At 69.9% G+C, this 25,998-nt stretch carries 21 protein-coding genes; 15 read left to right on the plus strand and 6 right to left on the minus strand.

Features of this window, described 5'->3' with window-relative positions; translation table 11 throughout:
- Window positions 1-82 precede the first annotated feature (82 nt).
- The 3 genes from AB0L00_RS26075 to AB0L00_RS26085 form a co-directional block, all read right to left on the minus strand.
- Window positions 83-550, minus strand: coding sequence for a hypothetical protein (locus tag AB0L00_RS26075; protein WP_364439143.1), 468 nt, complete (start codon window positions 548-550; stop codon window positions 83-85).
- A 172-nt stretch (window positions 551-722) separates the two neighbouring features.
- Window positions 723-4,118 (minus strand): C40 family peptidase, encoded by a 3,396-nt coding sequence (locus tag AB0L00_RS26080; RefSeq protein WP_364439146.1) that lies wholly within the window; start codon window positions 4,116-4,118, stop codon window positions 723-725.
- 406 nt (window positions 4,119-4,524) lie between these two features.
- A complete protein-coding gene (locus AB0L00_RS26085) occupies window positions 4,525-5,220 on the minus strand; it encodes a hypothetical protein (protein WP_364439149.1) in 696 nt (231 codons plus the stop codon).
- Between the two features lie 101 nt (window positions 5,221-5,321).
- Between AB0L00_RS26085 and AB0L00_RS26090 the strand changes: the two genes are divergently transcribed.
- From AB0L00_RS26090 to AB0L00_RS26120, 7 genes are all read left to right on the plus strand, one after another.
- Window positions 5,322-5,900 carry a hypothetical protein gene (locus tag AB0L00_RS26090; RefSeq protein ID WP_364439152.1) on the plus strand — a complete coding sequence of 193 codons (579 nt, stop codon included), beginning with the start codon at window positions 5,322-5,324 and terminating at the stop codon, window positions 5,898-5,900.
- An 82-nt stretch (window positions 5,901-5,982) separates the two neighbouring features.
- Complete coding sequence (locus AB0L00_RS26095; protein ID WP_364439155.1) at window positions 5,983-7,209, plus strand: hypothetical protein; 1,227 nt, start codon at window positions 5,983-5,985, stop codon at window positions 7,207-7,209.
- Window positions 7,210-7,238: 29 nt separating this feature from the next.
- A complete protein-coding gene (locus AB0L00_RS26100) occupies window positions 7,239-7,565 on the plus strand; it encodes a hypothetical protein (protein WP_364439158.1) in 327 nt (108 codons plus the stop codon).
- 31 nt (window positions 7,566-7,596) lie between these two features.
- On the plus strand, window positions 7,597-9,489 hold the full coding sequence (locus AB0L00_RS26105; protein ID WP_364439161.1) for a TraM recognition domain-containing protein: 1,893 nt from the start codon (window positions 7,597-7,599) through the stop codon (window positions 9,487-9,489).
- Entirely contained in the window at window positions 9,486-10,115 is a 630-nt protein-coding gene (locus AB0L00_RS26110; protein ID WP_364439164.1) for a hypothetical protein, read from the plus strand. Before AB0L00_RS26105 ends, AB0L00_RS26110 begins: the two co-directional genes overlap by 4 nt.
- 18 nt (window positions 10,116-10,133) lie before the next feature.
- Window positions 10,134-10,820 (plus strand): TIGR00266 family protein, encoded by a 687-nt coding sequence (locus tag AB0L00_RS26115; RefSeq protein ID WP_345361471.1) that lies wholly within the window; start codon window positions 10,134-10,136, stop codon window positions 10,818-10,820.
- Window positions 10,813-11,526: an NERD domain-containing protein gene (locus AB0L00_RS26120; protein ID WP_364439167.1), complete on the plus strand. Its 714-nt coding sequence runs from the start codon at window positions 10,813-10,815 to the stop codon at window positions 11,524-11,526. The genes AB0L00_RS26115 and AB0L00_RS26120 overlap by 8 nt, the downstream gene beginning before the upstream one ends.
- Before the next feature lie 217 nt (window positions 11,527-11,743).
- On the opposite strand, the gene AB0L00_RS26125 is transcribed toward AB0L00_RS26120, so the two are convergent.
- Entirely contained in the window at window positions 11,744-12,187 is a 444-nt protein-coding gene (locus AB0L00_RS26125; protein ID WP_364439170.1) for a hypothetical protein, read from the minus strand.
- A gap of 208 nt (window positions 12,188-12,395) precedes the next feature.
- Here AB0L00_RS26125 and AB0L00_RS26130 point away from each other — a divergent pair, with 208 nt between their 5' ends.
- Together AB0L00_RS26130 and AB0L00_RS26135 are read left to right on the plus strand one after the other, a co-directional pair.
- The gene (locus AB0L00_RS26130; protein WP_364439173.1) at window positions 12,396-12,536 is read left to right on the plus strand and encodes a hypothetical protein; all 141 of its coding nucleotides are present in this window, start codon (window positions 12,396-12,398) and stop codon (window positions 12,534-12,536) included.
- Window positions 12,537-12,859: 323 nt separating this feature from the next.
- Window positions 12,860-14,149: a DMT family transporter gene (locus AB0L00_RS26135; protein ID WP_364439176.1), complete on the plus strand. Its 1,290-nt coding sequence runs from the start codon at window positions 12,860-12,862 to the stop codon at window positions 14,147-14,149.
- Window positions 14,150-14,260: 111 nt separating this feature from the next.
- Here AB0L00_RS26135 and AB0L00_RS26140 read toward each other — a convergent pair whose 3' ends face one another.
- Both AB0L00_RS26140 and AB0L00_RS26145 read right to left on the minus strand, forming a co-directional pair.
- A complete protein-coding gene (locus tag AB0L00_RS26140) occupies window positions 14,261-15,298 on the minus strand; it encodes a trypsin-like peptidase domain-containing protein (protein ID WP_364439179.1) in 1,038 nt (345 codons plus the stop codon).
- Window positions 15,299-15,362: 64 nt separating this feature from the next.
- A complete protein-coding gene (locus tag AB0L00_RS26145; RefSeq protein WP_364439182.1) occupies window positions 15,363-16,463 on the minus strand; it encodes a peptidase in 1,101 nt (366 codons plus the stop codon).
- A 295-nt stretch (window positions 16,464-16,758) separates the two neighbouring features.
- Here AB0L00_RS26145 and dxr point away from each other — a divergent pair, with 295 nt between their 5' ends.
- The 6 genes from dxr to AB0L00_RS26175 all read left to right on the plus strand — a co-directional run bounded on the left by dxr (window position 16,759) and on the right by AB0L00_RS26175 (window position 25,894).
- A complete protein-coding gene (gene dxr / locus AB0L00_RS26150; RefSeq protein ID WP_345362479.1) occupies window positions 16,759-18,000 on the plus strand; it encodes a 1-deoxy-D-xylulose-5-phosphate reductoisomerase in 1,242 nt (413 codons plus the stop codon).
- Window positions 17,997-19,178, plus strand: coding sequence for a site-2 protease family protein (locus AB0L00_RS26155; protein ID WP_364439184.1), 1,182 nt, complete (start codon window positions 17,997-17,999; stop codon window positions 19,176-19,178). The genes dxr and AB0L00_RS26155 overlap by 4 nt, the downstream gene beginning before the upstream one ends.
- A gap of 112 nt (window positions 19,179-19,290) precedes the next feature.
- Window positions 19,291-20,448, plus strand: coding sequence for a flavodoxin-dependent (E)-4-hydroxy-3-methylbut-2-enyl-diphosphate synthase (gene ispG, locus AB0L00_RS26160; protein WP_364439187.1), 1,158 nt, complete (start codon window positions 19,291-19,293; stop codon window positions 20,446-20,448).
- Between the two features lie 235 nt (window positions 20,449-20,683).
- Window positions 20,684-22,327, plus strand: a complete 1,644-nt coding sequence (locus AB0L00_RS26165; RefSeq protein WP_364439190.1) for an alpha/beta hydrolase — start codon at window positions 20,684-20,686, stop codon at window positions 22,325-22,327.
- Between the two features lie 194 nt (window positions 22,328-22,521).
- The gene (locus AB0L00_RS26170) at window positions 22,522-24,075 is read left to right on the plus strand and encodes an alpha/beta hydrolase (protein WP_364439193.1); all 1,554 of its coding nucleotides are present in this window, start codon (window positions 22,522-22,524) and stop codon (window positions 24,073-24,075) included.
- 235 nt (window positions 24,076-24,310) lie between these two features.
- A complete protein-coding gene (locus tag AB0L00_RS26175) occupies window positions 24,311-25,894 on the plus strand; it encodes an alpha/beta hydrolase (RefSeq protein ID WP_364439196.1) in 1,584 nt (527 codons plus the stop codon).
- The last annotated feature ends 104 nt before the right edge of the window (window positions 25,895-25,998 follow it).

Raw genomic sequence — 25,998 nt, forward strand, 5'->3', positions numbered from 1 at the left:
GTGGAGGCCGGTCAGGTTTCAGCGGGTCCTTCAGGAACCCGCTTGTTCTTCGGTCGGTTCGTGTAGGCGTCACTCACCACGGTCACTGAGAGACGGGCTCGGGCGTCAGGTTCCTCGTCTGGCGGACCAAGTCGTGGTCCAGCCGCAGGTGACGGTCGGGCCCGATCGTGCCGTTGACCGTGTCACCCTTGTACTGGAACGTGATCTTGTTGCCGGTCTGGGTGCCGTAGTAGGTGTCGGTGGTTCCCGTGGAGTCCCAGCCGGGATCGGAGGGGCCCGCCTTCTCCTGCTGAGCCAGCGTGATGGTGATGGGCACCTGCCCCTGGGAGTGCTTGGCCGTCCAGCTGAGCAGTTCCCGCTGATAAGGCCAGTTGTCGATTCCGGAGAACGCGTACTGGTCGTACTTCTCCTGCGCCGCGTTCTGGCGGCTGTGGCCGGAGCCACCGGAGCCACCGGAACCCAGCGACAGCACCACCGTCACGGCGATGGCAACGGTGGCAACGGTGGCAACGACGACGCCGATGACGGAAATAATGCCCTTGCGCGACATGTCAACACTTCCTTTGTTCACGGTGCGCGAGGGCTGGAATCGTCGTCCGGCCCCCTTGTGCGTCACCTCAATTGACGCCACCGGGGATCCGGATGGCTCTTCTTTGTAGCGTGATGGGGATTATTTCACATCTTGCTGGCATCGATCCAGTCGGTCCAGAAGGTCCTGGCATTCACAGGGTCACCCGCCCTCCGGTGATGAACACGTCCCGATACCACCCGCTCGTGATGTCAGAGATTTTGACGACGTCACCGGTATGCGGAGCGTGAATCATCTTTCCACCGCCGATGTAGATGCCCACGTGGCCCCAGCCGTGCATCGCGATGAGGTCGCCCGGCTGTAGGTCGCTGTAGGAGACACGGTGGACGTGGGAGTTCTCCCACTGCGTGGGGACGTAATGTGCCAGGGACACCTGTCCGCCGGTCGCGTTGTACACCGCGTACAGCGTGAGGCCGGAACAGTCGAAGCCGGGCTTGCCGCTGCCGTTCGAGTTGGTGCCGACCGTGGGCCCGTGGGCGTCTCCGCCGCCGAACTGGTACGGCAGCCCGATCCACTTGCTGGCCCAGGCGACGATGCGCTCGCCGAGTGGCCCGTTCAGGTCACCGAGGGTCGCCGGCCCTCCTCCGGGCGCGCCCCCCGTCGTCGACCCGTTACCGGCGGATCCGTCCGCGAGCGAACCGATACGTTTGCCGGCACTGTTGAACGGGCTGATGACGCCGCCGAAGAACCACGCGTAGTCGATGGCGACCTGGGAGAGAGGCAGCGTCGTACCGTCCGACGTGCCGAGGTTCGCCCATGCCTGCGTCGCGTCCGCGGCGGTCGGTGCCTGGATCTCTTTGAGCGGGCGTGGTGCCAGCCGGGGGATGACCAGCGGGTCCTGACCCACCACCGGGTCCGTCGCCTTCACGGCGGCGTCCGCGGCCTGGTAGTAGTTGCCCAGGCCGGTCAGGTTGTCCGCGAGCGCCGCGTCTGCGCCCGCCAGACTGGTGGCGAGGTCGGCGAGTTCGCCGTTGAACCCCGGTGACCAGGATCCGACCATGCACGCGGGGTCGGCCCCCGGATCGGCGATCTGGTTCGTGGTCTCCAGGGTGGACAGTTTCTGCCGCCAGGCGTCCAGGTCCTTCTCGTCGGGCGCCTTCTTCAGCGTCGCGAACTCCGTCGCGAGCGGTGCGACCTTTTTGAGGAACGTGGTCATCACCTTCGTGCACGCGTCGGACGCGACGAGCGATGTGCTCGGCCCGATGACCGAGAAGATGTCGAGGTCCTTGCCCATCGCGATGCTCAGCGACTGCCAGCCGCCGACCATCGGCTGGAAGTCGCCTTTTTTCTTGTCCCGTTTCTCCGGCGGAACCGCCTCGCCGGGGAGCACGAGCTTCGCGGCGCCCTCGATGTTCTTCTCATCGTCACACCGGTCGGCGACTCCGGCCTTGGCGGCCTCCTGTGGGGTCATCGGGAAGATGCCCTGGCGGTCCTTGGACTTGTCGTCGCACTTGTCGGTCTTCCACTTACTGGCGGCGTAGCTGACTTCTATCGCCTCGTTGATGAGGGTCTGTTCCGCGTTAGACCGATCCTCCTCGACGGTGTAGGTGAACTTCTTGTTCACGGACTGGCCGCCGGTGACCAGGTACAGCTTCGGCATGCGGGTGACCTGGCAATGCCAGATCCAGATGATCTTGAGGTCGGTCGTCCATGGCTTCTTGGAATCCTGCGGCGGTAGGGCGCACGGCGCGTCCGGCTGCGAGGTGCGTTCCACGAAGAGACCTGAGACCTCGATGGCCTTGCTCCAGTACTTACGGGCGTTCGCCTGGTCATTCGCCGACCCGTCGGCCAGCCATCGAGGGCTGGAGGGGTCGCTGTGCACCTTCTGCGCCGCCTGGCTGAGCATGCGGGCGACGTAGAGCGAGGATTCGCACGGATTCTGCGGGTCGAGGGACCTCTTCCGCATGTCGTCGGCCGCGCTCGGAGTGATGAGGTACGGCCCGGATCCCTGGGTGTCCTTACCGCCGATGGGCGGGCTGGGGTTGCCCACCGCGCAGCCGTCGGCCAGCACTCCCTCACCGTTGTCCGTCCGATCGGCGGCACTCGCCGCGTACAGGTCGGCGGCGGCGGTGACGGCCCGCAGATCCGCTGCGGCCGCGTTCGAGCGGCTGGGGGAGGATGCGGCGGAGTGGGGACCCATGTCCGCCGGCCGCACCGTGCCGCCGTCCGACCGGTACGCGGCCGGCTGCGCCCCGGTGTCGGGGTACTTCTTGGCGGCCTCGGCCATCTTCTTCATCACGTCGTCGACGTAGGCCCACCCCGTGGGGTTGATGCCACCTCCGTTCGCCGCACAGGCCGCCGGGCACTCATCCCACTTGCTCGGTGTCTTCGCCCATACATCCGAGCCGGTGAAGTGTTTGATCGCCACCGACTGCCACATGTGCCACTTGTTCCAGGACGTGATGAAGTCGCTCTTCGCCCGCTTGTCCTGAATGCTCGGCGGTGCGTCGCAGGCGGTGGCATAGCCGCCGTACTTGTTCCAGGTGAGAGGCATGTACTGATATGCGCCGCAGGCGGCCTCCCTGCGTCCCGCCTTGTAGTTGTTCGTCGACTCGTGCATGCGCATGGCCCACATGAACCAGCCGAGTTGGTGGCTGAGGTCGCCGGCGGGCGGGCCGGGGTGACCGGACGCGATCGACTTCGACTCGCCGGCTCCGGTGACCCCCTTGATCGCTTCGGGCCCCGCGCCCTCCGTGTTGCCCGAGATGTCGTCTCCGCTTGCGGTTCCGCCGGCCGGCGCGATCTCCGGGGTCTTACGGCCCGGATCGCGGTCGGTGCTGTCGTACGGGCTGTAGCGCGCGAAGTCAGTCTGGGTCGCGACGATGCCGGCCAGGACCGTCCAGGGCACGGTGGCGTAGTCGGGGGCACCCGCGGCCGCCGCGCGGTCGGCCGCCTGTTGAAGTACCTGCTGCCACTTGTCGGGGAAGTACTTAGAGACCACGGCGTTCGACCGGCTGTCCGGCTGGCCCGGCGCGTCCTTGTCCGAGGCCGCGCCCAGGGCCATGGGAAGCAGTAGGAGCAGGATGAGGGGAAGCATGCCGGCACTGCCGGCGACGAGGACCTTGCCCTTGCCGCTCCCGGAGCCGGTGCCCGACCCGGACGCCTCCCTCTGCTGGTCGCCCTTGCCGCCCTTGCCCCCCTTCTTCTTGCCCTGGTTGCCCGAGATGCCGAGGCCGTCCTTGGCCCTCCTCCCGAGACGGGTCTTGTTCAGCAGCTTTCCGGCAGGCGTCTTGTTCAACAACGCCTGGCCGGCCTTTGTGTTGAGCCCCTTCTTGGCGGCGTCCCACATCGGTCCGGCCTGCGCTTGGAGATACTTGTCGGCCGCCTGCCCCGCGAGGTGGGCGCCCTTCTCCTTGAGGTTGTCGCCCTCCGGCATGCGCGGCAGCTTGTTCGCCACGTCACCCGCCTTCGAACCCAACCCGCCGGCCTTCTGCGCGAGCCCCTTGGGCGCTCCCATGCCCGCGTCGCCGCTCCCGCCCCCGGGGCCGTTCGCCGGCTTGGGGACGTTCGGTCCCGCCGGGTTGCGCATCGGGTTCGCGCTCCCGCCGCCGGAGTCGCTCCCGCCTCCACCGAACTCCGGTTCCGTACTCGGCAGGCCGCCGCTTCCGCCGCCGGAGGGAGCGTTGTCTTTGATGAGGTCCTTGGCTCGCGCCGGTGGAGCGGCTTCCGCGCGCGGGTCGTAGCCGGACGACTCACCCGGTTCACCGGTCTCCGGCGGCGGTGCCGCCGGTGGCTGGCTCGGGGGCGGCCCGGCAGGGACGGGCGGCTGAGGAGGGGTGTTGCCTGCCTCGTTCACGCGGCGCCTCGCTGAGGGTTTGCGATGGGATCGCGAGCGGGGGGACTGACTGAAGAAGACCGTCCGGCGAGGCCTTCATGAGGCAACGCGTCTCCCTGACGTGTCCCATGGCGGCCACCGCGGCGGACGGCGTGGTCTCCTACTGCGCGTGGACCGCGTAGCCGGATTGGTCGCGTTCGACCGCGACCCGGTATTCGTAGGCCTTGGCCGCTCCACCGTGGGTGATCGTCGTGCTGAACAGGTACAGGGTGTTCCCGGTGACCGCGGGATCGGTGACGGTCAGCTGCCCGACGACGGAGCCCTGCGGGGTGCGGCGGGCCTTGGGTGGCCTGGCGCGGCCGATGAAGGGGATGCCGGTCCAGTCCCCGGTGGCGGCGGCCCTCGCGGCCGCCGAGGCGACGTTCCGGGCGCCGGCCGGGACCACGGCCGTTCCGCCGCCGACCTTCGGGACCTGGACCGCCGCCGTGGCGGCGAAGTCCCCTGTCGACCCACTCCCCGCGGAGCCGCTCGCGCCCTGGGTGGGCGTAGCGGGCACGGACCCGCTCCCCGCGGAGCCGCTCGCGTCCGGGGTGGGCGTACCGGCCTCGGACCCGCTCGAGGCGGAGGGCGTGGCGTACGGGTTGATCTTCTGCACCGAATAGGCCGGCGGCTGCGACGAAGAGGCCGTGTCGGTCGACGAGTCCGGCTCCAGCAGCGCGCTGAGCAGAAGGATCAGGCCGACGGCGGCGAGCGCGACCCAGACCGCGAGGTTCCACCATTCGGGGAGTTCGGTGCGGTGCCACGGGCCGCGGCGCCGGTTGAACCCCTCGCGGACGTAGTCGGTCATCTTCGGCATGTCGTTGACTGTCGCCTTCCACGGCCGGTGGGCAACCGGTGAGTCATCCCGCGGATGGACCCGTGCTGGCGGTCCCGCCGAGACCACGGACGGTTGGAGGCATGAGCGATGAAGCCGAGGACCTGAGCGGGCCGGTGATGCTCGCGGCCACCAACATGCTCAAGCCGCCGCCGGCCGTCATCGGCAGCGTCAACAAGGAGATCACGCTGCCCCGGACCATCAAGCTCACCACGCTCCTCGCCGTGGGCATCGGCGCGGTGCTGGGCTTCGTGACATCGCTGTTCCTCTTCGGGGTCGGCATGAACGCGCTCATCTACGGGCCCACGGTGGGCGGCATCGTGGGATGGACCCTCGTCAGCTTCTCTCCACTCCGGGGGGAGTCGCTCGCGATGTGGCTCGGTCTGCAGGCGAACAGCGCCCGCAAGCGCAAACTCGTCATCGACGGCAGGCAGGTGCGCCTCTATGTGGGCATCGCCCCGCTTCGCCGGACCGCCGCGGGGACCATCCGGATACTGCCCGGAGGCGTCCCGGTCGACGGTGCGAGATGGGATGAACGCGGCGTCCCGCAGCAGGAGATGCCCAACATGACCAGGCTCCCCATCGCGCCTCGCAGCCAGAGCCGGCCTCTCACCGCGTCCACCGAATTGTCCAGCCAGCGGCGACGTAAGAGACGAAAATGACAATCCGCCGCATCTGACGTTTGCGCATCCACGTCACGTCCGAACTGTTCTCTGTGCCGGGCGTAAGTAGCAGGAGGAGAAGATGCCAGCGGAGTCCCCCACCCGTTTCGTGATGGTGCCCGCTCGGCGCTCGAACGAGCCGACGGCGCGCAAGCGGGCCAGGAGGATCCTGAACGTCCTCTTCCTGGCCGCGGCCCTCAGCGTCGTCGCGGTGTTCTTCACGCTGGCCAAGGGGACTTCGAAGCCGGACCTGTCGGCGGTCGATCCCAAGGGACGCGACCTGGCGTACACGGCGGCGGTGAACTTCCTGTCGGGCGCCTACCAGGCCGTGCCGCGCGTGAACACCTTGAATACGGACGACCTCGCGAAGGCGGGCCCCAGCCTTCTCTCCGGGCAGGACAGCGCTCCTCTGCAGTACCAGTCACTGAGCTGGGTGGGGTTCACCCCGGAGCACTTCGGCTCGGCCAAGGCCGGTTTCACCGAGTTCGAGGTGCATCACTTCCTGGTCGTCCTCCCGAACTCCTCGGCCTCGTCCTCGCCGACGCCGGCACCGGGATCGCCCGGGAACGGCGCCCCACGGGCCAAGAAGACCTCACCGGCCCAGCGGGCCGGCTCCCCGGCGGGGCAGCCCGGGACGGCCGGCGCGCCCTCTGGAACTCCTGGCGCGGCGCCGACCGCCGGGTCCTCGGCCGCCCCGAACGCCAGCCCGTCGCCGTCGCCGTCGCCCACGACCAGCAATGACGTCGCGCAGGCGCCCGCCTCGAACGTCCTGAAACTGGACGTCCCGCTGCTCATCACTCCGCAGGGGCCGCGGTTGTCGGCGGCACCGACGTTCTCCGTGTGGACGGGCGGCTCCGGCGCACCCGCCGGAGTCGGTGACTACACCAACTTCAACGGCCTGACGACGGACGTGAGCGACCAGGTGAAGACTCAGATCGGGGCGTGGGCCAAGGCTTACGTCAACGGCGACGCCGCCGGCCTCCTCGCGCTCACCGGCGACCAGAACAGCCATCATCACTACGTCGGTCTCAGCGGGTTCACGCTGCCCGATTCGCCCGCGGCCGTGCAGATCATGTCGGCGATCAAGGCCGATAAGGGACAGTTGGTGGTCCGTGCGAGGGTCCTGCTTGCCAGATCGCCATCCGGCGGGACGGTCTCCGGTACGAACGGCACCAACCAGTTCGTCACCTTCGCGGACTTCGACCTCCTGGTGGGGGCACCGGCCGGAGCGCAGCCGCCGATCCTCGCCTGGGGACCGGCGGGGTCCGCGGCGGAGCTGGAGCCGTACTCGAACGCCCTGAATTCCTGACCGGGAACGCACAACCCAGAGGAAAACACATGAACATCAGTGAGTTGCATCGCGTGCTCGCCGTCGGCACCGGGGGCTCGGGAGCAGACGGGGCCAACAACTTCCTCGGATCGGACATCGGCAAGGCAGTCATCGCGCTCTGCGGCGTCGCCGGCATCATCATCTTGGTCGTCTGCATCTTCAAGATGGTCAAGAACGTCACCAACGGTCGCCCGGGAGAAGGTTTCAAGGTCTTTTTCTGGGGCCTCGTGGTCGGCGGCCTGCTGTTCAGGCTGGACATCACCGTCTCCGCGGTCACCTACATGAGCACTCTGCTCCAGAAGGTCTTCGACAGCGCACAGAAGGTCACGGGCTGACGCTCTCATGCGTCCAGAGGGAGGTGCCGGGATGTCTCACGGCATGAACCGGGGCATGCGGCCCGGGGAACCCGAGGACAGCACCGGTTACCTCATCATCGCCCTGGGGCTCGCCGGTCTCGCCGTCGTCGTCCTGGCGCTCGTTCCGGCCGTGTGCGGTTCGGTGGTCTTCTTCTTGCTGCGCCGTTGGCTCGCCCGCCGTGACTGGATCATCATGGCGGCCGGCGGTCTGGTCGGGTTCGCCTGGTACCTCAAGGACAACGCCCTCAGCTACGGATACTGGCTGCTCAGCTTCATCAACGTCGGGTCGACCACTCCTTCGCAGGTGCCGGTCACCGTGGTCCTCTGCCTGGCGGTGCTGATCGCCGGCGCCGGCGGCACCATCCTCGGTTCGCCGATCGCCGCCGGCGTGGGCGGCGCCCTCCTCGCGCCGCCCTCGACGAGGGTCTCCGGCCGGGGATTCCTGTTCCGCAGGAGGCTGGTCCAGGACTCGATCACGCCGAGGAAGGGCCGCCGGGACTCTCTGAAACGGCGGGTCTCCCAGCGGTTGACCCCGAGGGACATCCCCGCCGTGCGCGGTCCGTTCGCGAACGAGAAGACGCGGAGGATGCCGCTGAAGGAGAAGTCGATTCCGATCGGCCTCGGGTCGAGCGGTCGGCTGGTGCGGCTGAGCACCCGCGAGATGGGCATGCACGGCTGCGTCGTCGGATCGACCGGCAGTGGAAAGACGATCACCCTGATGTGGATCATCGGTGCGGCGCTCGACATGGGCTTCGACGTCACCGTCATCGACATGAAGGAGGACACCGAGCCGGGCGGCCTGCGCGACTTCCTGCGCGCGTACTCCGCGATGCACCGGGTGCCGCTCCAGGAGATCGCGCTGGGCGATCACGACCCGAAGTACTGGTTCAACGTCCTCGCCGACATGAGCGCCGACGAGGCGTTCGACACGATCATGTCGTTGGTCGAGTTCGACGACGCGTACTGGAAGGCGCTGAACCGGAAGGTCCTGCAGCAGGTCGTCCAACTGTGCCACCAGGCCGCCGAGGTGGCGCCGGACCGCTTCCACCCGCCGACCATGCTCGAACTCGGCAAGATCATGGAGATGGGCACCTCCATGAAGAACGCCGTCAAGGAGCGGGTCATCGCGATCGACGCGGTGGAGGGGATGGGCTACTGCCGGAACCGGTACACCAACGTCCTGTCGCCGAGCCAGGACGAGTCCAAGTCGGCGGCCAGCTTCGGAACGAAACTGACCGGCCTGTACGACTCCACCGCGGGACGGCGCATCCTCATTCCGGGCAACGACCGGAAGATGATCGACGTCCGGCTGGAGGGGCTCACGTACGTCGGGCTGAACTCGCTCGGCCAGCCGGACATGGCCAAGATCCTGTCCTCGTCCTCGTTGCAGCGCCTGTCCGTCTACGCGGCACAGCGCATCCAGGGCCGCGCGCCCAAGGACCGGCCACGGCTGATCGTGGTCGACGAGGCGAACTTCATCGACCGGGACATCGCGATGAACATGCTGTCGCGAGTCCGGTCGGCGCTGTTCAACATGATCCTGTGCACCCAGGGACCGACGGACTGGATCGACGCCGACGGTGACGACTGGTCGCGGCTGACGCAGAACATCAACTGGCTGATCGCCATGGCGCAGTCGTCGCCCGAGTCCGCGGAGAAGTGCGCCGAGTTCCTCGGCATGCGGGACAACGGGCAGGTCTCCCAGCGGGTCGAGAACGGCAGAGCCGTCGAGATGGGCACCGTCGCGGTCAAGGAAGAGTTCATCGTCACCGCCAAGGAGCTGCGCGACCTGGGCACCGGCGAGGCCTATCTGCGCGTCAACAAGCCGGACAGCAGAGTCGCGTACGTGGCCATGCCCATGCGGTCCCAGGAACTCCAGTGGTACGAGGCGCAGCGGGCATGACGGCACGGCTGCGAGCGGTCGCGACCGAAACCGTGATCATCGTGCTCCTCGGGGTGGCACTGGCCGCGGTTTCCCTGGGGCTGCTCCGCTTCGAGTACGGCGGACGCGTCCACTTCGGAACCGTGGACCTGCTGGTCGTCGCGGCGGCGGGGATCGTCGCGGCCATGGCCGTCCGCGCGACCGTACGGCTCCACCGCCGCTGGAAGCGGACGGTGGGCCGGTTCACCGCCGCCGCCGCCCTCTGCGCCGTCGCCGCCCTCGTGGGGATGCTCGTCGTGCTGATCCCCAGCGCGTGCCCCGGCGAGCTCGGCACGAGCCGATGCAGCCTCCGGCAGGCGGCCAACTGGGGAGAGGCGTCCGGCCTCGCGATGTTGCTGAACTTCCTCATCGCGGGCCTCGTGCTGGCCCTCGTACGCGGAACTCGTGACCTGGCGCGCGACGGGACGTCGCAGAGCCTCACCTGGATCAGGGCACTGCGGGACCGTCTCGGCAGGCGGTCGGACGGGGCGCGCGGCGCGAAGGCGTCAGGCGGCCGGTCCCGCGACCCGCAGCAGCCCAAGGGCCGTCCGACACCCCGCCGCGCCGACGCCGAACGGACCCGCCGGGCGCGAGCGCGCGGCGCCTGATCGAGCCGGGAGAACCTCATGCACATCGATGTCACGTGCGGACCGGCCTATGCCGCCGCGGTCTGCCGGCTGGCCGCGGGTGAATCGGTCTTCGTCGAACGATCTTCCATGGCCGCGCTCTCCGGCAACGTGTCGGTGACGGCGACGTTCGGGGGCGGCGGCCTCGCCAGGGGGCTGACCCGCAAGCTGCTCACCGAGCAGACCCTGGTCGTCGCCAAGTACACCGCGAGCCGCCGCGGGGGAGGCTGGGTACGGGCCGTGCCGCCGTTCCCGGGTGACATCGCCGTGCTGGACGTCGGTCAGACGGGCCCGCTCAAGGCGCAGACCGGCTCGGTTCTCGCCTATGCCCCCACAGTGGACGTCACGACCCGTTCGTCCGGTACGACACCGCTTCTCATGCATGAGGGGCTGACCGCGGTCGGCCTCACCGGCACCGGCCAGGTCGCCCTCGCCACGTACGGCGGCATCGAGCACATCGAGGTCCCGCGCGGGGAGCACCTGATCGTCGACTCCGGGCACCTGGTGGCGTGGTCCGCGGGGATGAAGATGAAGAGCGGGCCGCTCGGCGGACCGCTCAAGGCCGTGCTCACCGGTGAGCTGTGGGTCGGCGAGTTCCACGGCCCCGGCCACGTGCTGATCCAGAGCCGGGCGGCGGCCACTCTGCGCGGCTGGCTGTTCCCCGAAGGGAACAACGCCCATGTATGAGGTCGGAGACGCCGGCGGTTACGTCAGCCGGCAGAAGTGGAAGCGGCGCGGAGAGGGCACCCTGTACGGGGCCGCGGCGGTGGTGCTGGCCCTCGTCGCGGTCGGCTCTCTCATCGGGGCCGTGTACACCGGCGTCGCCCCACTGCGGGCGCTGGCGGTCGTCGTGGCGGTGGCCGCGGCCGGCGGCTGCTGGTACACGTGGGCGCGTTCCCGGCGGATGCTGCGGCAGGCGGGCAAGGCCGCGATCGGCGCCCGCTCCGAGCGGGAGGTACGGACGGTGATCCGACGCACCGGCTCGATCGCGGCGGGGTACTCGATCAAGCTCGCGGACCGGGGCGGCGACTGCGACGCGGTGGTGTTCACCTCGACCGGCGGTGCCGCGGCCGTCGAGGTGAAGACCGGGCACGGCGAGGTCTTCGTCGAGGGCGACACCATGCGGGTGGGACGGCGCGTGCTGCCGAAGAACCCGACCGGGCAGGCCGCCTTCCAGGCCCGGCGGCTGTCCCGCGCGCTCGGCCGCAAGCCCGTGTTGGCGGTCGTCTGCGTCCCGGGGATGATGAACCGGCCCTTCGCGACGCCGAAGGGCGTGTGGGTCTGCTCCGCCGACGACCTGAAGACGGTTCTGGACCGCGCTCCCCGCGTCTTCGACTCGCCTGCCGAGGCGCAGCAGACGATGAAACGCCTCTGGCACGAGAACAATCCCTGACGGACCGCCCTCTCCTGGCGCCGGCGGCGTACGTCTGGGCGTGTGACCGCACTCGGAGGCGTCTCGGCACCCGAGCGGTAGCGGATGCGTCACGGGAGAGAGCGTCCCGGCGGGATCACGACGTTGTCGTCGTGTCACCGCCGGGACACCCAGCGCGTTCACCCCTCCCCGGTCAGCTCAGGGAAGGGCACGAGCGTCAGCTCGTCTGCGGCCGGAGCTACTCGCCGTGATACCGGAACGAGGTGACCTGCAGGCCCCACGCTTCCGTCCCGTTGGCCGCGACGGGCACGAGCATGGCCAGCTCGTCCGCGGTGATCGCCTCGGGCTCCTCGAAGCTGAGCACGATCGTGAGCGCGAGCTCGATGTTGTCGAGGGGCATCCGTCCGTCCAGCTCGATGACCGGACGGCCGTCATGCACCTCGACCTCGTTCTCGGGCAGCAGTTCCCGACCCTTACGCTGCAGGGACGTGAGCCGCACGCCCGTGGAGGTCGCGGCCCGCGTCATGTTGACCAGGAACTCGATCAGCTCCTTGTCGGTCAGGAGCTGGAGCTCCTCGGAGCGGACGGTCAGCGTGAACGCGACCTCGGTGTCCTTCACCATCTCCCGCCCGGTGATCCGCACGGTGGCCCTCTCGGGCGTGGTCTGGGTGTCGTTCGACATGTGTTCGTCTCCCGGTTTGTCGTTCCGCGCGGTCAGCGCGGGGCCGCTCGTTTTGGAGAGGCCGCCTCGTACTGTCCGGGGACGACCGGCTCCGGCATGCGAGGCAGAAAAACGATCACGGACCATTGCGCCGGAGACCGAACCGCGCACGGTACTTCCCGAGCGTGCTGCACGTGGGCACGAACAACGCAAAGGAAGGAAACCGACAATGACGAACGGTAAGGGCGGCTCCCAGGGCAAGGGCGGTTCCCAGGGCCGCAGCGGTTCCCAGGGCAGCGGCGGTTCCCAGGGCAACGGCGACCACGGCGGCATGCCCGCCCTGACCCGCCCCCCGCGCAGGGGTCAGTAGCGCTGACAACGGGTCAGGCTCCTGACCCAGCCCCCTAGCACGTCGAGCGGCCCCCCTCAGGGGGGCCGCTTCTGCTTTTCGGGGGCTTGACGCCGCGGTCGGGCGTGGCGGCCGACGTGATTCTGTAACGCCGGGCGACGGGGGTCCGCCGTGCTGTGACATTGCACTAAGATCACGCCTCTTCCCACCGGGTGATCTGATCATTAAGATCGCAACACAACTGAAAAAAAGAGCATCCGGCTCTGCTGTCATCCATTCATAGGTGACAGGGAGCCGGCAGTCGCCTGAGCTCCCTGCACCGTGACAACGAAGAGAGACATCAAATGTCACGTTTCAGGGCCGCTCTGCGCGGCGCTAAAACGCGGAACCACCGGTGGCGGGACTACCGTTTCCGGCTGGTCACCGTTCCGTTGCTGCTGCTTCGCGCGGCGGTGACGGCTCAGTTCAAACTCCGGCGGGCCATGCTCGCCGGCCTGGCAGCCGCCCTGACCTCGCTTGTGTGCTCGGGGGTTGCGGGGGGCAAGCTCAGCGCCATGGGGGGCGTGGTCCCCATGGGGTTCGCGACGCTCTTCTCCGGGGCGCTGTTCTTCAGCGTGGCCGCCTCGACCGGCAGGCTGCGGGGCAAGGACTCCACCTTCTGGTGGCTCGGAGTCGGCACCGGCGTCGCGAGCGCCGCGACGACCGTTGCCTTCGCGACCGCGAGCGCGATGGTCCCGGTGGGAACGGTCGTCCCGATCATGGGGCTCGGCACGCTCGTGGTGATGATCCTGCACTCGAAGGGAAGGGGCTGGGTGTTCCCGGCCATCCTGACCCTCGGCGGGTTCGCGGTGTTCCTGCTGTCGTCCAGCCAGGGGCACGGCTCGTTCAACGGCATCCTCGTCGCCGGCCTGGGAGCGGTCGCGCAAGGGACCTTCACGTGGCTCTTCCAGAAGGCGGCGAACAGGAAGGAGGGCATGGCGACCGCGGCGATCACGCATCCGGTCTGCGGGGTGCTTCTCCTGGGGGGTGCCTACATCGCGTCCATCGTCACGGGGCACCCCCTCGACTGGGGATGGACGGACTGGCGGCTGTTCGGTCTGATCGCCCTGCTGGGCTTCACCTGGATGGCGCTGCCCACGCTGCTCAACGTCTTCGCCGCGAGCCGGCTGTCCGACTCCGTGTACGCGGCCCTTCAGCCGCTGGGGTCGCCGATCAGCCTGCTCGTGCAGATCGCGGTGATCCACCAGGCCACGTCGACCTGGCCGGTCATCGCGAACCTGTTGATCTTCGTGGGGGGTGTGTCGGCGGTCTTCCTCCTGGGATCGTCCAAGACCGAGGAGGAGAACGTCGCGGCCGAAGCGGCGTCGTCCGCGATGGGGTCCATGGCGGCGGCCATCGGCTCCGAGGAGGCCGAGAAGGGTTCCGAAGGGGAGGTGGTGGCCCCCGACCAGAGGGCCACGATCAGGCCGCAGCTCGAAGAGCAGATCATGGCCCGGTACGGCGGAGGCCTCACGGCCAAGGTGCGGGCCGTGATCGACAAGTTGAAGCGCTCGCGCGGGAAGGAGGCGGCCCTGACGGTTCCCAGGGCCACTCAGAAAACCGGGGCGGGCGACGAGGAGGACACGCGCCCCTGACGGGGGGTGCGCGAAGCGTCCCCGACGGGGGACGCACGAAGCGCCCCTGACGGGGGGCGCTGAACAGAACGGCGGGGAGACGTCCCCGCCGTTCATGCTGTCGGGCCACGGTCACGCGTGCTGTGCCTGCTCGTAGATCCGGCGGACGGCGGCGCCGAAATAGGGCCCGTACATCGTGGCCGGGTCGTCGGAGTACTTGAAGCTGTTGACCGAGGTGACCACGCCCGTGCCCGTCGTGGCGTTGAAACGGGCCAGCCACGGCCCTCCGCTGGCACCCTCGGACATGTCGCAGCGCAACCCCTGGTCCTGGGTCAGCCGATGCGTGTCCGGACGAGGCACGCCACTGCAGTAGGCCAGCCGCTCGCCGTCGTAGTGGCCGCCCGTCGGGTAGCCGAAGCCGTACACGAGAGAGCCCCGCGGCTGGTCGAACGCGAGGTTCTGGGCGCCGACCACGTCGGCGACGTGGCGCCCGCCGGCCGTCGCCAGCGCCACCATCGCCACGTCATGGTTCTCGTCGTGCCTCGCCGACCACGCGCTCGGCACGAACACGTGCCGAGCGGTGAACGCGCCGTACGGCCGGCTGCCTTGGTCGTACCCGGGCACGTAGATCCAGTTGCGGGCCCAGACACCGGCGGCGTCCTGCACGCAGTGGCCGGCCGTGACGACGACGTCGCGGTTGGCGCCGTTGACCGTGCCGGCCGAGCACACGAAGTCGGCGCCGTTGATGGTGAAGAAGACCTTCCCCGTGGTGGCGCGCACCGCGCCGGGCGAGGCCCAGGCCGTCCCAGGGCTGCTCTGGCCGGTGTGCCGGTCCGCAGGGTCGGTGACGGGAGCCCCGGCCGCGGTCGGCGGGATCTCCGGTCGCGTCGCGGCCGCCGGAGCCACGTCGGTCACCGCGGCCGACCGGAGGCCGGCGGGCGAACGCGGCCCGGTGACCGCCGGCTCCCGGCGCACCCGCTCGGGCGGGGTGAGGGCGCGCCGCATCCGCCGGACGGTCCAGTACCGCAGGGTCGCTGACCGACTGATGGCGATCACGTGGTCGGTCACCCCGGCCACGCCCGGCCCGGGCTGGGAGACCCCGGCGCCGAGCGTGCCGAGGACGGCACCGACGGTGGACACGGCGTAGGTGATGCGGGCGGCCTTGGACATGGGTCGAAAGTCTGCATGACCGTGCGTGGTCGCATGATGACTTCCGGTAAAGCCATGCCCTCGATCAGGTGTTCTGTGCTTTGTCGTAGAGGGCTTTGACGGCGGCGCCGAAATACGGCCCGAACATGTCCTTCGGCGCCGCGTCGTACTTGAAGGAGTTGACCGAGTTCTGCGTGCCGGCGCCGGTCCGGGCGTCGAAGCCGAGGAACCAGGGGCCGCCGCTGGACCCGGCGGTCATGTCGCAGGTCAGCCCGACGTCGTGGGTCTTCTTGTCGTCCTTCGTGGTGCCGCTGCAGTAGACCAGCCTCGACCCGTCGTACGGGGCCTCGGCGGGATAGCCGAAGGCGTACATCGGCCGGTGGCGCGGCTGGTTGAACGCGATGCCCTGACCACCGACGACGCTCGTCAGCGTCCGGCCGTCCTGCGGAGCCACCATCGCGGCGCCCACGTCGTAGTCGAGGTCCTCGCGGGCCTCCCACTGCGGAGTGGTGAGCGTCCGCGTCGCCGTCCACTTCCCGTACGGCGCCTGCCCGTCGTGGTAGGCGGGGACGAACACCCAGTCCGTGTGCCAGGCGCCGTCGAGCCGGACGCAGTGCCCCGCGGTGATCACCGTGCTCTGGCTCGCGCCGGCCACCGCGTCTCCGGAGCAGGACGCCGGCCGCCCCGCGTACGTGAAGAAGACCCGCCCCGTGGTCCGGGCGACCTTGCCGCCGGACGTCCAGGCCGCGCCGGTGGACGGCGCCGACGCCGGGGTCTCGGCGGGGCGCCCGCCCAGGACGGGCCGTCCCGCCGGCTCCCCGGCGACGAGACCGTCGAGCGGGAGGGCCCGGCGCATGCGGGCGGGCGTCCACCACCGCATGAGCCGCTCCCGGTCCGTACGGGACTCCGCCAGCAGGTGGACGGCCGGCGTCAGGCCGCCGGTGCCCGGGCCCGGAGGCGACAGGCGCGGACGGCCGACGGGCTCGCCGGGTCGGGCACGGCCGCGGGACGGTCCGGGGAGCCCGAGGCCGGGCGCCGCCTGTGGCGAGGCGGCGTCGGACGGGCCCGGGCTCCCGGCTCGGTCGGCGGGGCGTGCCGCGTCGGCCTGCGACGCGGGCAGCGGGGGAATGGACAGGAGCGCGCCGGTGAGCACGGACACGGCCGCGAGGCGGGGGGACTTCGTCATGACCCTGGTGCCCTTCTGCGGCCGTCATGGGGGAGGCGGCCGCGATCGTGAGACGGTCGCCGGAACCCTAGCGCGAAGCGTGTTCGGTTGACTACGCACAGGAATTGCGACATTGCAGGGCTCATCCCGATTTGCGGGTGAGACCGGGAGACCGGTCGGGGCCGGGAGGTGGGTCGGGGCCGGGAGGTCGGTCGGGGTCGGTTGGTCGGGGGATGCGCGTTGGTCGGGGGACTCGAGTCGGTCGGGGCGGACTCGAGCCCGCCGGACGCGGGGGACGGGGGACAATGGGGGCGTGATGCCCGACGACAGCCCGTCCGCAGCAGCCCGCCGAGACGTCGTGATCCTCGGCTCGACCGGATCGATCGGCACCCAGGCCATCGATGTGATCCGCCGGAACCCCGACCGCTTCCGGGTGGTCGGACTGGCCGCCGGTGGCGGCCGGGTCGACCTGCTCGCCCGCCAGGTCCTCGACCTGCGACCCGACGTGGTCGCCGTCGCCCGGGGGTCGGTGGCCGAGGACCTCCAGCTCGCCCTGTACGCCGAGGCACAGAAACGGGGCTACTCCGCGGGGGAGTACCGCCTGCCCAAGCTCCTCGCCGGGCCGGGCACGATCGCCGAGGTCGCCGCCTGGCCGTGCGACGTCGTGCTGAACGGCGTGGAGGGCGCGGCCGGCCTGCGGCCGACCCTCGCGGCGCTCGACGCCGGGCGCACCCTCGCGCTGGCGAACAAGGAGTCGCTCATCATCGGCGGCCCGCTCGTCAAACGACGGGCCAAGCCGGGCCAGATCGTGCCGGTCGACTCCGAGCACTCCGCGCTGGCCCAGTGCCTGCGCGGCGGCACGCGCGGTGAGCTGCGCCGCCTCGTCGTGACCGCGAGCGGCGGCCCGTTCCGGGGACGGACGCGCGCCGAGCTGGCCGACGTGACACCCGAGCAGGCCCTCGCCCATCCGACCTGGGCGATGGGGCCGCTGGTCACCGTCAACTCCGCGACGCTGGTCAACAAGGGTCTGGAGGTCATCGAGGCCCATCTGCTGTTCGACGTGCCGTTCGACCGGATCGAGGTGGTGGTGCACCCGCAGTCGATCGTGCACTCGATGGTGGAGTTCGTCGACGGGGCGACGCTCGCCAAGGCGAGCCCGCCGGACATGCGCCTGGCGATCGCCCTCAGCCTCGCGTGGCCCGACCGGGTGCCCGACGTGGCGCCCGCCCTCGACTGGACCCGGGCGCAGACCTGGGAGTTCTTCCCACTCGACGACGAGGCGTTCCCCGCCGTGCGCCTGGCGCGGGAGGTCGGCTCGGCCGGCGGCACCGCCCCGGCCGTCTACAACGGCGCGAACGAGGAGTGCGTCGCCTCCTTCCTCGCCGGAAGGCTGGCGTTTTCGGCGATTGTCGACACGGTCGCGCGGGTAGTGTCCGAGCACATGACCGCTCCGGGTCCCCTGAACAGGGAGGATTCCGGCGGCGGGCTCACCGTGGACGACGTGCTCGCCGCCGATCGGTGGGCACGGACGCGAGCACGGGAGCTGACGTCTGGTTGACCTATCTGCTCGGAGCGCTGGCCTTCGTCCTCGCGCTGCTCCTCTCCGTGGTGCTGCACGAGGCGGGTCACTTCCTGACGGCCAAGCGCTTCGGCATGAAGGCGACGCAGTTCTTCGTCGGCTTCGGGTCGACCCTGTGGTCGCGCCGCCGGGGCGAGACCGAGTACGGGGTCAAGGCCATCCCGCTCGGCGGCTTCGTGAAGATCGTCGGCTACACCCCGCTGGAGGAGATCGACCCGGCCGACGAGGCGCGGGCGTTCTATCGCCGGCCGGCGTTGCAGCGGGTGATCGTGATCGTGGCGGGCGTCGTGATCAACATCGTCCTGGCGTTCGTGCTGCTGGTCGTCCTCGCGGCGGCGGTGGGAATCCCGGACACCGGAAACGCCACCACCGCCGTCCGCCGGGTCTCGCCCTGCGTGCCGGTCAGCGGCGCGGTCTGCACGGACCGCGACCCGGTGTCACCCGCCTCGGTGGCGGGCCTGCGGCCGCGCGACCGGGTCGTGTCCTTCGCCGGGACGCCGGTCCGCGACTGGAACGGCCTGTCCCGCCTCATCCAGGGGACCCGGCCGGGGGAGAGCGTGCCGGTCGTGGTCGAGCGGCACGGTGCCCGGCGTACGGTGACGGTCCGGATCGGGCGGCTGGCCGGCCACGGCTACCTCGGGGTCGAGCCGGTGCCGCGCATCCGGACGATGGGCCCGGTCGCGGCGGTGCGGTTCGCGGGCCGGCTCACGGGTCAGATGACGGTCGCGATCGGCGGGATCGTGGTGGACGTGCCGAAGGCGATCCCGAAGCTGTTCTCCCGCGAGCGGGCCAACACGCCGGGCGGCCAGGCGGGCAGCATCGTAGGCGGAGCCGAGACCTCGGGGCAGGTGTTCTCCTCCAGCGACAGCTGGCGCGCGAAGCTCGGCATGTTCCTGCTGCTGGTCTCCTCGCTGAACCTCTTCGTCGGGCTGCTGAACCTCTTCCCGCTCCTGCCGTTGGACGGCGGTCACCTGGCGGTGGTCTGCTACGAACGGATCAAGGTATGGATCTTCCGGATACGGGGCCGGCCCGATCCGGGGCCCGTCGACCTCACCAAGCTGATGCCGGTGACGTACGCCTTCGTCGTCCTGCTGGTGGGCTTGGGTGTTCTGCTGATACTCGCCGACCTGATAAATCCACTCAAACTCCCCCAGTAAGCCCTCGCGTGTGCAGCATCCCCCCGGGTTGCCTAGGCTTGGGACCAATGCCGAGCACCCACTGGAAGGAGGGCGCGGCGCACCGGAGCGTCAGCTCCACGCCGCGTTGCCGATGACCGTCGATCTTGGAATTCCGCAGGCCAAACCGAGGCCGCTCGCCCCGCGTCGCAAGTCGCGGCAGATCATGGTGGGCAATGTGCCGGTCGGCGGCGACGCGCCGGTGTCGGTCCAGTCGATGACCACCACCTTGACCTCCGACGTCAACGCGACGCTGCAGCAGATCGCGGAGCTGACCGCCTCGGGCTGCCAGATCGTACGCGTGGCGGTGCCGTCTCAGGACGACGCCGACGCGCTGCCCGCGATCGCCCGTAAGTCTCAGATCCCGGTCATCGCCGACATCCATTTCCAGCCCAAGTACGTCTTCGCGGCGATCGACGCGGGCTGCGCGGCGGTGCGGGTGAACCCGGGCAACATCAAGAAGTTCGACGACAAGGTCGGTGAGATCGCCCGGGCCGCCAAGGACGCGGGCATCCCCATCCGCATCGGCGTGAACGCCGGCTCGCTGGACAAGCGCCTGCTGGAGAAGTACGGCAAGGCGACCGCCGAGGCGCTCGTCGAGTCGGCGCTGTGGGAGTGCTCCCTGTTCGAGGAGCACGACTTCCGGGACATCAAGATCTCGGTCAAGCACAACGACCCGGTCGTGATGATCAACGCCTACCGTCAGCTGGCGGCCCGCTGCGACTACCCGCTGCACCTCGGCGTCACCGAGGCGGGTCCGGCGTTCCAGGGCACGATCAAGTCGGCGGTGGCGTTCGGCGCGCTGCTGGCCGAGGGCATCGGGGACACGATCCGGGTCTCGCTGTCGGCCCCGCCGGTCGAGGAGGTCAAGGTCGGCATCCAGATCCTGGAGTCGCTGAACCTCCGCGAGCGCGGCCTGGAGATCGTCTCCTGCCCCTCCTGCGGCCGCGCCCAGGTCGACGTCTACACCCTGGCCGACGAGGTCACCGCGGCGTTGAAGGACTTCCCGGTCCCGCTGCGGGTGGCGGTCATGGGCTGCGTCGTGAACGGCCCGGGTGAGGCGCGCGAGGCCGACCTCGGCGTGGCATCCGGGAACGGCAAGGGGCAGATCTTCGTGAAGGGCGAGGTCATCAAGACGGTGCCCGAGTCGCAGATCGTCGAGACCCTCATCGAGGAGGCCGTCCGGATCGCCGAGGAGATGGGCGTCGACGTCACCGGCGACGGCCCCGGCGCCGACGTCGCCGTGTCCTGACACCTTTACACACGCCTTTTTCGGCCCTTCCGGAATTACTCCGGAAGGGCCGTCGCCTTTTCTGATGCGCTGATGAGTTACCTCGTCCGCCGCCAATACGGACGTTTCGGTATTTGTCACGATTCTGCATCCTTGATCCCTGACCCTTGATCGCCCCACCTGTCACACGCGCACAATGCCCCGGCATCCACCGAATTGCGGGGCTCAGTGGGGAGCCGCGCGCAGGAGGGGACCAGTGAAGAAGCTCGTAGTGGTCACGGCCGCGATCGGCCTGACCGTCACCGGTGTCGGTCCGGCGGTGGCCGCCGGCGCGACACCGACGCCCGCCCCGGCCGGAGAGTCCGCCCGGGCCGTGGCCGCCGGGATCGCCTGGACGCCGTGCCCGGACAACGACCCGATCGAGGGCCAGAAACTGCAGGGCCTGGAGTGCGGCACCCTGCGGGTCCCGCTCGACTACGCCCATCCGCACGGCCGCCAGATCACGCTGGCGCTGACCCGTGCGAAGGCGACCGACACCCGGCACTACCAGGGTGTCGTCCTGCTGAACCGGGGCGGCCCCGGCGGGCACGGGCGCGACCTGCCCACCCGGTTCGCCAAGGGGACGTACGGCCTGCCGACGTCGGTCGGCGCGACGTACGACTGGATCGGCTTCGACCCGCGCGCCGTCGGCGCGAGCTCCATCGACGGCACCGGCAAGGGCATCATCTGCGACCCGTCCTTCCAGGCGCCCGGCAAGGCCCGGCCCGACTACACGCCGGGCTCCAAGGCCGAGGAGCTGGCGTGGCGGGCGAAGGCGAGGAAGTACGCCCAGGACTGCGGCCGGCGGTACGGCTCCGCGCTGAAGTACCAGACCTCCGCCAACTGGGCGCGCGACATGGACTCGATCCGCAAGGCGCTCGGCCAGCACAAGATCAGTTACTACGGCTACTCCTACGGGACCTACCTCGGGTCGGTCTACGCGTCGCTGTTCCCGACGCACGTCCGCCGCATGGTCCTGGACAGCGTCGTACGGCCCAGCGGCGTCTGGTACGACGTCAACCTCGACCAGGACGTGGCGTTCCAGAAGCGCTTCGAGATCTTCCTGACCTGGATCGCCAAGTACGACGCGGTCTACCACCTCGGCGCCACGCACGCCGCGGTGAAGGCGAACTACTACAAGATCCGCGCGGCGCTCGCCAAGGACCCGATCAACGGGCAGCTCGGCCCCGACGAGCTGGACGACACCGTCCAGGCCGACGCCTACCGCGACTACACCTGGCTCGACCACGCCCAGGCGCTGTCGGACTACTTCGTCAAGCACGACCCGCAGCCGCTGCTCGACCAGTGGGGCGGCTTCCCCACCGACGACTTCCTCACCCAGAACAACTACGCGGTGTACGACGCCGTGCAGTGCGTGGACCGGCAGTGGCCGACGAACTGGAAGAAGTGGGACCACGACAACTGGCAGCTCTACCGGCAGGGCAACACGTTCCTGACCTGGGGCAACGTCTGGTACAACGCGCCGTGCGCGTACTGGCCCGTGCCGGGCGGCACACCGGTGAGGATCCAGGGCAAGAAGGGCCTGCCGCCGATCCTCATCGTCCAGGCCACGAACGACGCGGCCACGCCGTACGCCGGCGCGGTCGAGGTGCACAAGCGCTTCCCGAACTCCCGCCTGCTGGTGGAGAACGGCGGCATCAACCACGGCGTGGCGCTGACCCCGAACGGCGACACGTGCGCGAACACCCTCGTCTCCGCCTACCTGGGCTGGGGCGCGCTGCCGCCGAACAAGCCCGGCGTGGACGCCCGCTGCCAGGCCCCGGCGCTGCCGGTGCCGGGCGCGACCGCCGCCAAGGCCACTTCGGCGAATGCCGACGCGGCGGCGGTCGGCGAACACTGATCACTGAGTAGAGTCTCGAGAGCCCCCGGCCGCGTCGGCCGGGGGCTCTCTCGCAGTTCGCGGCGGCGCTCGAATCTTGGCCGGTCCTGGCCGGTCTTCGCCGTGCCCCCTCCGGCCGCGTCCCGGAATCACCACCATCGTGCGTACGCACGACGAGGAGTTCGGCCCCGGACTCCCCGTGTGAAAGGGGTTACGTGAACAAGCTCGCCATCACGACGGCCGTCGCCGGAGCCGGGTTGGTCACGCTGAGTATCGCGCCGCTCACGGCGCGGGCCCATCCCGCCGAACCCGCCACGGGGCTCGCCTGGTCACCGTGCACCGAGGAGAGCCTCGGCGGACTCGAGTGCGCCGCCCTCAGAGTGCCGCTCGACCACGCCGATCCGCGCGGAGCGCAGATCACCCTGGCGCTGTCCCGCGCCCGGCACACCGGGACGACGGGCTACCAGGGGGCGCTGCTGGTCAACCCCGGCGGGCCCGGCGGCACGGGCCGCGACTTCGCGTTGCGCGTCGCGAACCACCTCCCCGCCGACCTGCGGGCCGCCTACGACGTCGTCGGGTTCGACCCGCGCGGCGTCGGCGGCAGCAGCCCCGCGCTCAGCTGCGATCCGGGCTATTTCAAGCCCGTACGCCCCGACTACGTGCCGCGGACGCCGGCGCTGGAGTCCGCCTGGCTGAGCCGATCGGCGGCCTACGCCCAGGCGTGCGGGCGGAAGTACGGCTCGTTCCTGTCACACCTGACGACCGTCGACGCCGTCAAGGACATGGAGGCCATCCGCGCGGCCCTGGGCGAGCAGCAGATCAACTACTACGGCGCCTCGTACGGCACCTACCTCGGCGCGGTGTACGCCACGCTGTTCCCGGCGCGGGTCCGGCGCATGGTCCTGGACAGCAGCGTCCGGCCGAGCGGCGTCTGGTACACCGACAACCTCGATCAGGACCGGGCGTTCGAGGGCAACATCAATGCCCTGTTCGCCTGGATCGCCAAGTACGACGCGGCCTACCACCTGGGCACGACCGCGAAGGCCGTCCGGGACTCCTTCTTCGCGGCCCGCCATAAGGTCGCGGCCGTTCCGGCGGGCGGTGTCGTGGGCGCCGACGAACTCGACGACACGTTCCTGATCGCCGGATACATCGACCTCGGGGCGTACTGGCCGTATCTGGCGAACGCCCTCGCCCGGTACCAGGCCGGTGACGCCGCGTCGCTGGTCGAGGCGTACAACCGGTTCGGCGCCACCACCGACGACAACGGCTACGCCGTGTACAACGCCGTGCAGTGCAGCGACGTGCGGTGGCCGCGGGACTGGGCGCGGTGGCGCCGGGACAACGAGCGGCTGTACACCGCGGGCTTCCGCTTCGAGACGTGGGCCAACGCCTGGTACAACGCGCCGTGCGCGTTCTGGCCGGCCGGGGCCGGGCGACCGGTCGACGTCGGCCGGACGCGCGACCTGCCTCCCGTGCTGCTCTTCCAGGCGACGAACGACGCCGCGACGCCGTACGCCGGCGGGGTCGAGATGAACCGGCGGCTCGCGGGCTCGCGCCTGGTGATCGAGGACGGCGGGCGTACGCACGGGATCGTGCAGCGCGGCAACGTCTGCGTCGACGAGAAGTTCACCGCCTTCCTCGCGACCGGCGCCCTGCCATCGAATCGGTCGCACTGCGCGCGCCTGCCCGAGCCGGTCCCGCCGTCCACGGCCGCCGTCCGCCCGCTGACCGCGGACGTGTTCCCGCCGGTGCTCCGCCGTCCGTAGCGGGTGACGGGAGCGGGTCCCCGGCGACCGAGATCGCCGGGGACCCGCGTTCTCGATGGCCGCAATCCGCATCCGAGGTGGCCGGAACCCGCATCCGAGGTGGCCGGAACCGGCGGGCCGTCACGATCGAACAACGGTTACTCGAGCCTCTTCCGTCCCTTTTCTCGCACCAGACACAATTCTTCGCATTCCTACCAGTGCGGGCTTCTCATGCGCCCGTACGCGAGGGGGTCATGTGAAGAGACTGATGGTCATCACGGCAGCGGCGGGAGTCGGACTCTCCGGCGCGGCGGTGTCCGTTTCGGCGCAGGCGGAGACGACACCGGCGACCGCCAAGATCGCCTGGGCCAAGTGCCCGGCCGACCAGCCGTACCTCGACAACGCCGAGTGCGGCCAACTGTCGGTGCCCCTGGACTACCGGCACCCGAGCGGCAAGAAGATCTCGATCGCGGTGTCGCGCCTGAAGCACACCGACGCCAAGCACTACAAGGGCGTCCTGCTCGCCAACCCCGGCGGCCCCGGCGGCAGCGGCCTGTACCTCGCCGGCGGGCTCGCGAACTGGTTCACCGGTGTGGGCCACGCGGAGGTTCCGGCCCAGTACGACATCATCGGGTTCGACCCGCGCGGCGTCGGCCTGAGCCAGCCGGCGCTGACGTGCGACCCGCACTACTCCGACCCGATCCGCCCGGACTACGTGCCGCACTCGGCCAAGGCCGAGGAGGCATGGAAGGCCAGGTCGAAGGCGTACGCCCAGGCCTGCGCCAAGAAGTTCGGCTGGCTGCTGCCGCACCTGCGCACCACCGACGCGGCTCGCGACATCGACTCGATCCGCGCCGCGCTGGGGCAGAGCAAGATCAGCTACTACGGCTTCTCGTACGGCACCTACCTCGGCGCGACGTACGGCACGCTGTTCCCCAAGCGCGTGAACCGGATGGTCCTCGACGGCAACGTCGACGTCCGCGAGGTCTGGTACAAGGCGCAGCTGTCCCAGGACAAGGCGTTCGAGCGGAACATCAAGCTCTTCTTCGGCTGGATCGCCAAGTACGACTCCCACTACCACCTCGGCAAGACCGAGGCCGCCGTGGAGAAGAAGTACTACAGCATCCGGACCGCCGCGTTCAGCAAGCCGATCGGCGGCAAGCTCGGCGGTGACGAGCTCGACGACACGTTCCTCAACGCCGGGTACAGCGTCGGCTGGTACGAGCCGACCGCCGACGTGTTCGCGGCGTACGTCAACAACGGCGACGCGGGCCCGCTCGTCAGCCTCTACACAGACTACATCCAGAGCGCCGACGACAACGGCTTCGCGGTCTACAACGCCGTCCAGGCCGCGGACGCCAAGTGGCCCCGGTCCTGGAGCAAGTGGCACGCCGACGCGGCCAAGCTCTACAAGCAGGGCATCCACTACAACACCTGGTCGAACGTCTGGTTCAACGCGCCGATCGCGTACTGGCCGTTCCAGGGCGGCCCGGCCCTGAAGATCAAGGCCAAGGGCATGTCCACGGCGCTCCTCGTGCAGTCCACGCTGGACGCCGCGACGCCGTACCCCGGCGGTGTGGAGATGCACAAGCTCCTGCCGTCCCGCCTGGTGGCCGAGATCGGCGGCAAGACCCACGCCAACACGCTCAACGGCAACGCCTGCCTCGACGACAAGGTCGCGGCCTACCTGAGCGACGGCACGCTGCCGAAGAACAAGCCGGGCACCGGACCGGACGCGACCTGCAAGGCGCTTCCGGACCCCGTCCCGTCCGACGCCGCCGCGGCGGCCCGGTCGATCGCCCCGAAGGTGCCCGCCCGCCCGCTCCTCGGGCGTCCGTGACGCCACGGCGCGGTGATCCGCCGTCCCGCTGACCGGGACCACGCGCGGAGGACCCTCGGCTCCGGCCGGGGGTCCTTCGCGCACCCGCCGGGGGCAGCCGGGCG

Origin of the sequence: Actinoallomurus sp. NPDC052308 (genome assembly GCF_040679195.1) — a bacterium.
In the GTDB taxonomy this organism is placed as follows: Bacteria; Actinomycetota; Actinomycetes; order Streptosporangiales; family Streptosporangiaceae; genus Actinoallomurus; species Actinoallomurus liliacearum.

Excerpts from the sequence above, each read along its gene's own strand:
- AB0L00_RS26090 (WP_364439152.1), top strand. The coding sequence starts at position 5,322 with ATGAGCGATGAAGCCGAGGACCTGAGCGGGCCGGTGATGCTCGCGGCC.
- AB0L00_RS26145 (WP_364439182.1), bottom strand. The coding sequence starts at position 16,463 with ATGACGAAGTCCCCCCGCCTCGCGGCCGTGTCCGTGCTCACCGGCGCG.
- AB0L00_RS26120 (WP_364439167.1), top strand. The coding sequence starts at position 10,813 with ATGTATGAGGTCGGAGACGCCGGCGGTTACGTCAGCCGGCAGAAGTGG.
- AB0L00_RS26080 (WP_364439146.1), bottom strand. The coding sequence starts at position 4,118 with ATGCGCAACCCGGCGGGACCGAACGTCCCCAAGCCGGCGAACGGCCCC.
- AB0L00_RS26110 (WP_364439164.1), top strand. The coding sequence starts at position 9,486 with ATGACGGCACGGCTGCGAGCGGTCGCGACCGAAACCGTGATCATCGTG.
- AB0L00_RS26075 (WP_364439143.1), bottom strand. The coding sequence starts at position 550 with ATGTCGCGCAAGGGCATTATTTCCGTCATCGGCGTCGTCGTTGCCACC.
- AB0L00_RS26135 (WP_364439176.1), top strand. The coding sequence starts at position 12,860 with ATGTCACGTTTCAGGGCCGCTCTGCGCGGCGCTAAAACGCGGAACCAC.
- AB0L00_RS26100 (WP_364439158.1), top strand. The coding sequence starts at position 7,239 with ATGAACATCAGTGAGTTGCATCGCGTGCTCGCCGTCGGCACCGGGGGC.
- ispG (WP_364439187.1), top strand. The coding sequence starts at position 19,291 with ATGACCGTCGATCTTGGAATTCCGCAGGCCAAACCGAGGCCGCTCGCC.
- AB0L00_RS26125 (WP_364439170.1), bottom strand. The coding sequence starts at position 12,187 with ATGTCGAACGACACCCAGACCACGCCCGAGAGGGCCACCGTGCGGATC.
- AB0L00_RS26095 (WP_364439155.1), top strand. The coding sequence starts at position 5,983 with ATGCCAGCGGAGTCCCCCACCCGTTTCGTGATGGTGCCCGCTCGGCGC.
- AB0L00_RS26140 (WP_364439179.1), bottom strand. The coding sequence starts at position 15,298 with ATGTCCAAGGCCGCCCGCATCACCTACGCCGTGTCCACCGTCGGTGCC.
- AB0L00_RS26085 (WP_364439149.1), bottom strand. The coding sequence starts at position 5,220 with ATGCCGAAGATGACCGACTACGTCCGCGAGGGGTTCAACCGGCGCCGC.
- AB0L00_RS26115 (WP_345361471.1), top strand. The coding sequence starts at position 10,134 with ATGCACATCGATGTCACGTGCGGACCGGCCTATGCCGCCGCGGTCTGC.
- AB0L00_RS26130 (WP_364439173.1), top strand. The coding sequence starts at position 12,396 with ATGACGAACGGTAAGGGCGGCTCCCAGGGCAAGGGCGGTTCCCAGGGC.
- AB0L00_RS26105 (WP_364439161.1), top strand. The coding sequence starts at position 7,597 with ATGTCTCACGGCATGAACCGGGGCATGCGGCCCGGGGAACCCGAGGAC.
- dxr (WP_345362479.1), top strand. The coding sequence starts at position 16,759 with ATGCCCGACGACAGCCCGTCCGCAGCAGCCCGCCGAGACGTCGTGATC.